The 6,776-nt window shown below is 68.0% G+C and carries 5 protein-coding genes; 3 read left to right on the top strand and 2 right to left on the bottom strand.

Annotation, left to right across the window (positions count from 1 at the left end):
- Window positions 1–144: 144 nt before the first annotated feature.
- Window positions 145–2,475: a hypothetical protein gene (locus tag ABEA24_RS32715; protein ID WP_345435491.1), complete on the bottom strand. Its 2,331-nt coding sequence runs from the start codon at window positions 2,473–2,475 to the stop codon at window positions 145–147.
- On the opposite strand from ABEA24_RS32715, the gene ABEA24_RS32710 reads away from it, so the two are divergent.
- Together ABEA24_RS32710 and ABEA24_RS32705 are read left to right on the top strand one after the other, a co-directional pair.
- Window positions 2,407–3,213, top strand: coding sequence for a hypothetical protein (locus tag ABEA24_RS32710; RefSeq protein ID WP_345435489.1), 807 nt, complete (start codon window positions 2,407–2,409; stop codon window positions 3,211–3,213). The two genes, ABEA24_RS32715 and ABEA24_RS32710, sit on opposite strands and share 69 nt — an antisense overlap.
- A 564-nt stretch (window positions 3,214–3,777) precedes the next feature.
- Window positions 3,778–4,854, top strand: a complete 1,077-nt coding sequence (locus tag ABEA24_RS32705; RefSeq protein WP_345435487.1) for a helix-turn-helix domain-containing protein — start codon at window positions 3,778–3,780, stop codon at window positions 4,852–4,854.
- Between the two features lie 114 nt (window positions 4,855–4,968).
- Here the strand turns inward: ABEA24_RS32705 and sigJ are convergent, their stop codons facing one another.
- Window positions 4,969–5,904, bottom strand: a complete 936-nt coding sequence (gene sigJ / locus ABEA24_RS32700) for an RNA polymerase sigma factor SigJ (RefSeq protein WP_345435485.1) — start codon at window positions 5,902–5,904, stop codon at window positions 4,969–4,971.
- Window positions 5,905–6,133: 229 nt separating this feature from the next.
- Between sigJ and ABEA24_RS32695 the strand changes: the two genes are divergently transcribed.
- Window positions 6,134–6,718 carry an NADPH-dependent FMN reductase gene (locus ABEA24_RS32695; RefSeq protein WP_345435483.1) on the top strand — a complete coding sequence of 195 codons (585 nt, stop codon included), beginning with the start codon at window positions 6,134–6,136 and terminating at the stop codon, window positions 6,716–6,718.
- The last annotated feature ends 58 nt before the right edge of the window (window positions 6,719–6,776 follow it).

Here is a 6,776-nt window from a genome sequence, read left to right as displayed (position 1 = left end):
ATCCAGGCCGGCCGCCGGCACCTGCTCGTTGGTTTCTTCAGCGTCGGTCACAGTGATCCTTTCCGGCCAGAGCGTCAGCTCCAGCCTGCCGGATCACCAGCCCGCCCACGATCTTTCAGACAGTCCCTCACCTGGCGTACGGGCTCAGGGAATCAGGTTGAGATTGGTCGGCGAAGTGGCCGGATTGCTGATCGGCGTTGAGATCGGGTTCGGCTGATTGATCGGGTTCGGTTGGACGATCGGGTTCGGCTTCGGGGCGGGTTCGGGCTGCGAAATCGGGTTGATCGGTGTGATCAGATTCGGTTGCGGCGTGGGCTGGGGGTCAGGCGCGGCAGCCGGCGGAGCGGGCGGGGTGATCTGGGGCAGCGAGACCTGAGGAAGCGAGATCTGTGGAGGCGTGATCTGCGGTAGCGAGATTTGGGGAAGCGAGATTTGCGGTAGCTGCGGGGTCGGCTGAGTTGTCGGGGCGTCAGGCTGCTTGATCACCGAGGTGTCCGGCTGGTTGATGACCGGCACGCTGGGTTGATTGACGACGGGGACATCGGGTTGCTTGACGACCGGGGGTTGGTTGACCACCGGCACGTCGGGTTGCTTGACGACCGGGGTGTCAGGTTGGTTCACGACCGGCACGTCGGGTTGCTTGACGACCGGGGTGTCAGGTTGGTTCACGACCGGCACGTCGGGCTGCTTGACCACCGGCACCTCCGGTTGGTCGACCACCGGCACGTCCGGCTGCTTGACGATCGGAGTGTCCGGTTGGTTCACGACCGGCACGTCCGGCTGCTTGACCACCGGGGTGTCCGGTTGGTTCACGACCGGTGGATTGATCTTGGTGGTCTCGCCGTCCTTGCACTCGTCCGGTGTGTTGTCGGGGCCCGGCTCGGGCACCCCGACGTTCGGCGCGGGACAGCCGCCGTCGTTGTCAGCCGGTGCTGGAATCCGTGGCATCGGGCATTCCGTCTTGATCTTCCCGCTCATCACGCAGGCCGCCCAGTCCGGCAGCGGTTCGCAGTTCTGCCGGTCCTGCGTTGTCATGGTGTCGTTGCAGACGGGTCGGGGTTCGTGGACGGGCTCGCAGTTCTGCCGGTCCTGGGTCGTCATGGTGTCGTTGCAGACGGGTCGGGGTTCGTGGACGGGCTCGCAGTTCTGCCGGTCCTGCGTTGTCATGGTGTCGTTGCAGACGGGTCGAGGCTCATGGACCGGCTCGCAGTTCTGCCGATCCTTGGTCGTCATCGCGTCGTTGCACGGAATGGGGATGTCGGGAACCTCGTACGCGTTGCCGGTCTGATGCTGATCGCCGACGGGCTTGTCGCCGTTGTCCTGCTGGTCCTGTGGCGTGCTGCCGGGGTCCGGCAGTACGGCGGGCTCGGACGAAGCGGGAAGGCGCAGACCGGGAAGGAGCTTGGAGAGTTCCTCCCTGAGAATCTGCAGCCACTCTTCCTGGGTGTGTTCGCCGGTCGCCTGTGTAGAGGCCTGCACGGACAGCGGTTTGATGAGCGGAATGGAGCCGCTGGCGTTGCCCGTGACCGCGATGGTCTTCTTCGGATCGCCCTTGTCGTCCTTCGCGCTCGTATGCTCCAGAGTCCCACCCACCTTGAAGAGGGGGCCGACGCCGATATTGCCCATGGCGCTGATGGTCTTTGTGGGATCCCCTCCGTCGTGCTTGTTCGTCGTCGCATGTTGGAGGGTCACCCCCGAGAGGCCGGGGACCGCGAACTGCAAGCCCCATTTCTGGGTCGTGCTCCCCGGGCTTACGGTCACCGTATCCTCGCCGTCGGGCTCGGCGATGATGGGAATCTCATCGCGGAACAAAGTGTCGTTCGGGCTGCTCACCTTCTTCGCGGTTCCATTGAAGGTGCTCGTGACAACGCTGATGCTTTCCCCGCTGGTGGAACGCGTGTAGAACGGCGTCACCGGCGAGACCTTCTTCAGCGCATCAATGATCGGTTGTAGTGCGGAATCGGAGGAGATGTCCGCGGTGCCGGGGAGCTTGGCGCTCGACGTCGCCTTGGTGGTGTGGCCCTCGACCTCGTAGACATCTCCGTTGGTCAGCGTCACCCGGTAGCGGATCCGTGGCCCGACCTCCGTCGAGCGGTGGTATCCGCCGAGAGCAGCGTTCGCCTTGGACACGTTGCCGGTGTGGCCGACGTCGTCACGGGCCCTGGACGAGGTCCGATCGGTCTTGTTGAACGCCGGAGGTGGGCCGACCGTCTCCGGCTCGGTGACACTGATCACCCCGTCCCAGTTCTTCGGGTTTCCCTGGGCGTAGGGCGCCACCTCCGGGTGGAGCTGGTAGTACAGGTCCCACGCCTCGGCCGCCTTCGCGGCGGCGGCGGTCTTGGCGGTGTTGTGCCGCTTGTCGATCGCGTCCGTGGTCTTGCGGAGGGACGCGTCCTTGCCGAGCACGTGATCCGGCCGCAGCCCGCTCAGCCGGGCGATGTCCCGGGCGATCGGATCATTCGCCGGGTCGGTCATGAAGCCCTTGACGGCCGACCGATCCCGTTCGGGAGCGGAGACGCCGTCGAGGACGTCGGTGACCAGATCGCCGATTGTGACGGCGCGACCCGCGGCGTTGGCCGTGGAACGCGGCAGCTTGTCCTTGCCGCGCAGCAGTTCCTCTTCGATCGCCTGCCGCAGATCGGCGGGCAGTCGCTGACCGCGGGTCTGCGCGATCAGCTCACGGCGCAGCAGCGCGGTGTCGACGTCGCGGCGCAGTTCGGTGAAGTGCTTGCGCGCCTTGGCGTTCTTGCCCTCCGCGATCAATCGCTGGAGAGCGTCGTGACGCCGCCGCAGATCGGCGTGCTCGTCGTGCCACGTGCCAACGTGACGCCGCACCTTGGCGAGGCCATCGGAGAACCGTCTCAGGCGCTCGGCGCGAGCCTTCGCTCGGGCGGCCTCCTCTTGCAGTCGGCGCAGCCGCGCGGTCTCGTGCTGTGTCGGCGGTCGCGACACGCGTGGTCTGCGGTGTTGTGGAGGGGGGTTGAGGATTGGGACGAAGACGAGGACGGCGAAGGCGGAGGCTGCGAGGAGCCGCTCTCCGCGGAAGCCGTCCCGGCCAACGTCATCGACAGTGCGCCTGCGGCTGCCACCGTGAACACGGCGAGCAGAATCCACCGCCAGGCGCGAATCAATCGACGCCACATGCCAGGAACTCCTTGTACCGACGCTGGATGCCCCTACCGGGGCCGTACGGAGTGCAGACGGGCGCGCTGAACAGCGAACACCCGGACATCAGCAGCTCGCCGCGCAAGGACAGCGGCGACCGCTCCAGCGCCGTCGCGGCAATGTCAGCGACGGACCATGAACGACGTGTCAGGGCACACTCACCAACACGTCGGATTAAGAGATAACACGCGTGCGCGGTCCCGACAACCCCTTGACGACGACCGCCTCGTTCCCGCGAGGGGTCGTTTCGGGAGGGTCGGTGTCCGCGGCTTTCGGACCGTACGCCGGCCCGCGCCGGCCCGCCCGTACGGAGCGGGCCGGGGGAGGGGCAGGCCAGAGGTTCGGCCACCCACGACCGGTAGGGGATGGCTGCGGGCGAGCCGCTCGGGCACCACGGGATGACTCCTCGGGTGTGAAGGGCGGCCCAAGACGTCCGGAGGGGGACCGGAGCCGCCGGAGACTTCGCATCACCGCCGTGTCGATCGCACGGTGACACCTTGCGGCTCCGGAGAAGGTGACCCTAGGGTTGATGACCAGTAACGCCTCCGGTGAATAATCAACCCGGGACGCACGGCATCATCGTTCGTGTCGGTTTGGAGGGTTATCTCCCCCATGGGAAGGCCCGAGCGGCCGCTGGACCCGATGCAGGGACCGCTGGCCTCTTTCGCCCACGATCTACGCGCTCTCCGGCACAAGGCGGGGACTCCCAGCTACCGTCGGCTGGCCGCCGAGGCCCACTTCTCCGCCACCGCACTCTCCCGAGCGGCCTCCGGAGACGTGCTGCCGTCACTGGGGGTCACCCTCGCCTTCGTGGCCGCGTGCGGCGGGGACACCCGCGAGTGGGAGACACGCTGGCACGCTGTGCATGCTGCGTTGAAGGACGAAATCGCGAAGCCGGCCGGAGCGCATCAGGGGGCGATCGCAGAGCCGCCGATGTCCGCCGCCGATCCCGATACCGCTTCATCCTCCGGGGCCGTCCCCGACTCGTCGGCGGCACCTGCCCCTGGCTCCGTCCCCGGCCCGTTGACGGCGCTTGACCCCGGTTCCGCCTCAGACTCGTCGGCGGCGCCCGCCTCTGGTTCCGCCCCCGGCTCGGCGTGGGTGGCCGCCCTCGACCGTGTTCGCGGCAGGCGGCGGCTGGGGGTCGCGGTCGCCGTCGTGATCGGGCTCGCCGGGGCGGCCGGTGTCGCCGCCGCCCTGCTGCCGGCCAGCCCGACCACGGCGCACCCGGCCCCGCGAGCCATCCGGAAGGCATCGGCCGCCGACTCACGGGATACCGACTACAAGGGCCGCCTGCGCCCTGTCCTCCACGAGGGTCCCGTGACGCTGCGCGCGAATCAGGTCATCGACTTCGACGATCCGTCATGGCCGATCACCGAGGCGTCGAAAGGAAATCCGTACGACCTTGAGTTCACCTCCCAGGACCGTTCGCTCGACAGCATCGGTAGCGACGACATCACCGTCCTCCCGCCCGGCAGTCATGGCACACGGTCGGAGTGCGGAGCCCAGCAGAACTACAGCGAACCGGTCACACCGGCCTTGGACCGGCCCGGCACTCTCTTCTGCCTCATCACGGACACCCGCCGCTATGTGCTCTGCCGGACCACCGCCGTCACGCGAGACGCCTCCGGCCGCCCGGCCGAGGTCCGCCTGTACGCCGTTATCTGGGAACCCAGGGAAGCGGACTGAACCAGGTCGGTGACCCGTGAGAACCGGCAGCGGTGGCCGGAATACCTCGGGCGTTGACCATCCCGGTTGGGCAGCTCGCGTCGGCACTTGGCCATTGAGGGTGAGCAGTACGAGTCAGCCTGTCGTCCACGGGCGGAGCTTGTCAGGGTTGCGTACGGTCCAGATGCGCTTGATCCGGTCGCCTGCGACCTCGAACGCGTACACCGATACAGTGACGCCGTCCTGCTGAGCGATCAGGCCGGGCTGGCCGTTGACCGTACGCTCCAGGATCGTCAGGTTGCGGAGCTTGCTCTCGAGTTTGGCCAGGTAGCGGACGATCTGCTCGGCGCCTTCGATCGGGCGAAGCGCGGCGCCGGCGATGCCGCCGCCGTCGGCGATCGCCGTGGCGTCGGGGTCGAGGAGGCCGATGAGGGCGTCGATGTCCTTGGCCTCCCAGGCCTGCTTGAAGTCCCTGACGACCCGGGCCTGCCGGGATGCCGGCGTCGCGGGAGCCTGCGCGGCGCGGATGCGACGGCGGGCGGAGGAGGCCAGCTCGCGGCATGCCGCCGGGGTGCGGCCGGTGATCTCGGCGATTTCGGCGAAGGAGTAGCGGAAGACGTCGTGCAGGATGAGTGCGACGCGTTGGGCCGGGGTCATCGATTCGAGTGCGACGAGGAAGGCCATGCTGACCGACTCGTCCAGGGTGACCCGGTCGGCCGGGTCAACGGTGGCGGTGCCCGGTCGTCCGCTGATCCACTCGGTTCGGTCGGGCAGCGGCTCGGGGATCCATTCGCCCACGTAGCGCTCGCGCCGGGCCCGTGCCGAGCCGAGCAGGTCCAGGCAGATACGGCTCGCGACTCTGGTCAGCCAGGCGCCGGGCGACTCGATGGCGTCCTGCTGCTGCCGGGACATCGCATACCAGCGGGCGTAGGTCTCCTGGACGGCGTCCTCGGCCTCGGCCAGAGAGCCGAGGAGACGGTAGGCGAGATTGATCAGCTGACGCCGCTCGCTGATGATCGCGCTCAGGCTCGCGTCGGACCGGTCGTGTCCTGGCCCCGAGTGGTCGGTCATGGTTCCGGAGGCTCCCTGGGTCGGATCTGCCCTCACCGGTACGACGAGATAGCACACCGAATTGTCAGGTTGCCGCGCCGCCTGACATTCCGCCGGGTCGTGTCGTCGTAGTGGTCGGAGGGTCCCGCAGAGCGGTTTCACCGCCCCCACAGCTGTGCCGCCGCGCTCCGGGCAAGGCCCGGCAGCGGCAGGTTCAGCGCACCGGCATCAGCATCAGAACAGGAGAACGATGATCAAGATCGGAATCATCCTCGGCAGCACCCGCCCCGGCCGCAAGGGCGAACAGGTCGCCCAGTGGGTCTACGAGAGGGCGGCGCACCGCACGGACGCCGAGTTCGAGGTGATCGACCTGCTCGACCACCCGTTGCCACACCTGGACGAGCCGGCGCCGGCGGCGATGTCACCGGGCCGGTATCAGCACGAGCACACCAGGGCCTGGGCGGACACCATCGCCTCGTTCGACGGGTTCGTGATGGTCACTGCCGAGTACAACCACTCCCTCCCCGGGGCGCTCAAGAACGCCATCGACTACCTGTACGCGGAGTGGAACAACAAGGCGGTCGGGTTCGTCTCCTACGGCAGCGTGGGCGGCGCCCGCGCGGTCGAGCAGCTGCGGCTGGTCTGCGGGGCGCTGCAGATGGCCGATGTGGCCCCGCAGGTCACGCTGTCCCTGCTGACCGAGTTCGAGAATTTCACCATCTTCAAGCCGGGCGACCACAACCTCACCGCCCTGGACACGCTGCTGGACCAGGTCGTCGCCTGGAGCACCGCGCTCGCGCCGCTGCGCGCCGCTTCCCCGGTCACCGCCGGCTGAACCCCCGCACGCCCGTCCCGGGCCTGACATTCCGGGGTGCTGTGTCGTCGTACTAGTG

Source organism: Actinoallomurus vinaceus (assembly GCF_039542055.1).
Lineage (GTDB): Bacteria > Actinomycetota > Actinomycetes > Streptosporangiales > Streptosporangiaceae > Actinoallomurus > Actinoallomurus vinaceus.
The sequence above is the reverse complement of the archived record's forward strand: the minus strand, read 5'-3'. Positions and strand labels throughout refer to the sequence as shown.

Coding starts and splice junctions, on each gene's coding strand:
- ABEA24_RS32695 (WP_345435483.1), top strand. CDS start 6,134: ATGATCAAGATCGGAATCATCCTCGGCAGCACCCGCCCCGGCCGCAAG.
- ABEA24_RS32705 (WP_345435487.1), top strand. CDS start 3,778: ATGGGAAGGCCCGAGCGGCCGCTGGACCCGATGCAGGGACCGCTGGCC.
- ABEA24_RS32715 (WP_345435491.1), bottom strand. CDS start 2,475: ATGACCGACCCGGCGAATGATCCGATCGCCCGGGACATCGCCCGGCTG.
- sigJ (WP_345435485.1), bottom strand. CDS start 5,904: ATGACCGACCACTCGGGGCCAGGACACGACCGGTCCGACGCGAGCCTG.